Source organism: Roseateles sp. P5_B10 (genome assembly GCF_056400485.1).
The window spans coordinates 1-1,164 of record NZ_JBFULE010001207.1 but is presented as its reverse complement, the minus strand read 5'-3'; the positions used below and the strand labels follow the sequence as shown (position 1 = coordinate 1,164).

The following is a 1,164-nucleotide window of genomic DNA, read 5'->3' as shown; positions in this document are numbered from 1 at the left end:
GCCTGATCTCGCGATCAGGCCCTTTTTGCGTTCTGGGCAGTTTTCCGCACTTGGAACAGCTGTTGCAAACGACCTCAGCCCAACCTCGATAACGCACGCGCGGCGCAGGCACCGGGCCGTTAGTCTGCATGGATTGCAGTTCCCGAAGTCGCCCGCACACCATGGACAGCGCCAGCAACACCCCCACGCCGGGCTTGCGTCAGAAACTCATCATTGCCGCCATCGTCGTCACGGCGCTGCTGGCCTTGTTCGGCCTGTCGACCTTGCACGAGCGCACGACCAGCGAGGTGCAGGCCCGCAAGAACGCCACCGCCCTCAGCTTCGAGCGCTCGCCCGAACAATGGCTGGCCCACCCGCGTGAAGCTTCCGAGTTCGAGCGCGCCCTGCAGGCCAAGGACGTTGCGGCCGTCGGTGTCAGCGGCGGCCTGGTGCTCTACACCGACCGCGCCGGCCATCAATTCAGCACGCGGCTCATCGACTGCGGCCTGGGCTGCAAGAACGAGATCGGCTCACGCCTGGGCGAACTCAGCGTGGCCCAAGGCTTTGCGCTGACCGACATCGACGTCGACGCGCGTACCGGCGGCCAGCGCCTGTTCCAGTCCCTGGAGCGGGCCGGGAGCGCGCTGGCGCCGCTGCTCGTCATGCTGCTGATCGCCGGCCCGCTGGTCTATCTGCAGCTGCGCGGCCCCTTGAGCCAGCGTACGCGCCTGGCCGACAAGCCCAAGACCCGCTTCGACGACGTCATCGGCGCCGAAGAGGCCAAGAAGGCGTTGCGACGCGTCGCAGCCTTCATGAAGGATCCCAAGCAATACGCCGCCGTGGGCGCCAAGGCGCCGCGCGGCGTGCTGCTTGACGGCCCGCCGGGCACCGGCAAGACGCTGCTGGCCAAGGCCCTGGCCGGCGAATGCGGCGCCAGCTTCATCAGCGTCGACGGCTCTTACTTCAGCTCCATGTTCTATGGCGCCGGTATCGGCAAGGTGAAGGAGCTCTTCAAGAAGGCCCGCGACGCAGCGCCCTGCATCGTCTTCATCGACGAGATCGACGGCATCGGCCGGCGCAGCAACGGCAAGGAAGCCGGCGGGGGCGGCGGCGAGCAGGAGCAGAACCGCATCATCAACCGCCTGCTGGTGGAGATGGACGGCTTCTCCTCGCTGGAGAATGTCG

The 1,164-nt window shown here is 67.0% G+C and carries 1 protein-coding gene; it reads left to right on the top strand.

What is annotated here, in order from left to right; genetic code table 11:
• Positions 1-161: 161 nt before the first annotated feature.
• The coding region (locus AC1DU6_RS32140) for an AAA family ATPase (RefSeq protein ID WP_477862264.1) at positions 162-1,164 on the top strand (1,003 nt) is incomplete at its 3' end.